Source organism: Pyxidicoccus fallax (assembly GCF_012933655.1).
Taxonomy (GTDB): domain Bacteria; phylum Myxococcota; class Myxococcia; order Myxococcales; family Myxococcaceae; genus Myxococcus; species Myxococcus fallax.
The window spans coordinates 1-2,521 of sequence record NZ_JABBJJ010000647.1 but is presented as its reverse complement, the minus strand read 5'-3'; the positions used below and the strand labels follow the sequence as shown (position 1 = coordinate 2,521).

At 70.8% G+C, this 2,521-nt stretch carries 1 protein-coding gene and 1 pseudogene; both read right to left on the bottom strand.

Annotated features, from left to right (window positions below):
* Nucleotides 1-2,327: serine/threonine-protein kinase (locus HG543_RS53040; RefSeq protein WP_343073669.1), on the bottom strand; the 2,327-nt coding region annotated here is incomplete at its 3' end.
* Nucleotides 2,328-2,338: 11 nt separating this feature from the next.
* A pseudogene (locus HG543_RS53035) lies at nt 2,339-2,521 on the bottom strand (hypothetical protein); the annotation flags it as partial.

The following is a 2,521-nucleotide window of genomic DNA, read 5'->3' as shown; positions in this document are numbered from 1 at the left end:
CGCAGGGCATTGCCCGCGCCAACGCTCGCCGGCGGACGGGGCGAGGCGACGGGCGGCGGCGTCATGGGGCGGGGCGTGCTGCCCGTCGCCGGACGCGGGCCGCTGCCCGTGGTCGCCGGGTGGGAGCCGCTACCCCGGCCAGGCGTGCGCCCGTCGGTGGGAGCGGCCATCTCGCCCGTGGAGACATTCCCGCTGCCCGTGCCCGAGGGCATGGGACGCGGGTGGCTGCCGGTGCCCGTGGTGGTCGACGGCGCGAACTCCACCAGCCGGTCCCCCAGCGTGTCCTTGAAGAACTGGGCCACCGCCGCCGGAGACGAGTTGAGCCGGTGGTGGGCCATCACCGCCTCAAGCTCCTCGCGCAGCGCCGCGGCCGACGGCGTGCGCCGCGCCGGGTCCTTCACCAGCGCGCGGAGGATGAGGTCCGACACGTCCTGCGGAATGGTCGGCTTGAGCTGCGAGGGCACCGGCGCCGGCTCGCGGACGATGGCGTTGAGCGTGGCCGCGTCGTGGTCCCTGCGGAACGGCAGCTGGCCGGTGAGCAGCTCGAAGAGCACCACGCCCAGGGCGAAGACGTCGTTGCGCGCGTCCAACGCGCGCCCGGACGCCGCCTCCGGGGAGATGTACGAAATCTTCCCCTTCAGCACGCCGGCCTGGGTGTTCTCCTCTCCGGCCACCTTGGCGATGCCGAAGTCGCTCAGCTTGATGGCGCCGTCGAGCGAGATGAGGACGTTGTGCGGGCTGACGTCCCGGTGCACCACCGGGTGCGGCGTGCCCGCCGGGTCCACGTAGCTGTGCGCGTAGTGCAGGCCCGCGGCCACCTCCGCGACGATGCGCAGCGCGTGCTCCAGGGGCAGCGCCAGCCCCTTGCGCCGCAGCTCGTTCACCAGCTTCTTGAGGTCCGGCCCGCGCACGTACTCCATGAGGATGTACGCCACGCCGTCGGACACGCCCACGTCGAAGGTCTGCACGACGTTGGGGTGCGTCAGCCGCGCGTTGGCGCGCGCCTCCGCGAAGAGCATGTCGACGAACTCGGGGTTCTCCGCGAACTGCGGGAGAATCTTCTTCATCACCACGAACTTCTCGAAGCCCTTCACGCCGACCTGCTTGGCGAGGAAGACCTCCGCCATGCCGCCCTGCCCCAGCCGGCGGATGATGTTCAGCTTGGTGTTGCCCAGCGAGTTCGAGATGTCGGTGGACGCCCCCTGCTTCGCGTTGGGGTCGATGTTCGTGGAGCCGAAGAGGTACTGGCTGAGGGCGCGAGGCTCCAGCCCCTCCATGTCGTCCAGCGGCCTGTCGGTGAGCTGCATGCGCGCCAGCAGGCCCTGGAGCTGGGGCATGTGGGGCACCTGGGCCTCGCCGCCGCAGATGGGGCACTGCGTGGCCGCGACGGACTGGTTCGTGCGCAGCCGGGCCAGGTAGTCCGCGGCCTGGATGCGCTGGTGGCTCACCTTCCCGCAGTTGCGGCAGTCGCAGGGCAGCCACAGCGTGGCCATGCGCACCGGCGGGTTGCGCGACGAGCGCGCCAGCACCGCGAGCACGGGCGGCGGCACCCGGCACAGCACCACCTGGGCGCCCTGCGAGGCCATCTCCAGCACCTGCTCCAGCTTGGGCAGCGCCTCCGGCTCCACCTTGCTGACGTGGCTGAAGTCGAAGCCGACGCGCCCCTCCAGGCCGGACGCCAGCCGGCGCACGTTGAGGTCGCCCTTCAGCGCGCTGGCCAGGGTGATGTAGGTGATGTCGTCCTGGACGATTTTCAGGTGCTGCGTCAGCTCCGGCTGCTCCGCCGGCATGCTGGCCCGCAGGTAGCGCATCACCACCGGGTCCACCGTGCCGAACTGCTGGCGGCGCGCGTAGTCGAAGAACTCGCCCGGCAGGTCCGCGAACTCCAGCGGGTGGGAGCACACGGGGCAGGTGTGCTCGGGCACGCGCTCCTGGGCGATGACCTCGGCCTCGTCCAGCAGGTTCACCACCCGCATCCGCTCTTCGTTGCAGGTGCGGCAGGTGTATGGCGCCAGCATGGAGAGCACCCGCGCCACGCCGGCGAAGCCCTCCACCATGTTGAGCTGGTCCACCATCACCGGCGGCGCGTGCACGACGTACAGCCCCAGCGCCCCGGGGGGCAGCTTGGCCGCGAACTCAATCCACCGACGCACGCCGAAGGAGCTGATGCGCTCCACGCGTCCCAGGTCGACCACCAGCAGTCCGTTGAGCTCCGGGCTGCTGGCCGTCAGCGGGAAGGTTTCGTCGATGACCCCGGAAATCCGAACGTGGGTGATGGTGCCCACGCGGAGCCGGCTGATGATGGCGTTGGAACCCTGGCTATCCACCGGCCCTGACCTCATTGAAGACAGAACAACAGAGACTTCGGTTGGGTGGCGCGGCGGCGCGCCTCTCCCAGGTCCACCACGCACACGACGCGTGACTCACGTCCCACGGACACACGCACGGCCACCGTGTCGCTGTGTTCGAGGATGCGGCGCAGCCCCAGGCCCGCGCCCCCGCCCGAGGCATCCACCCGCAC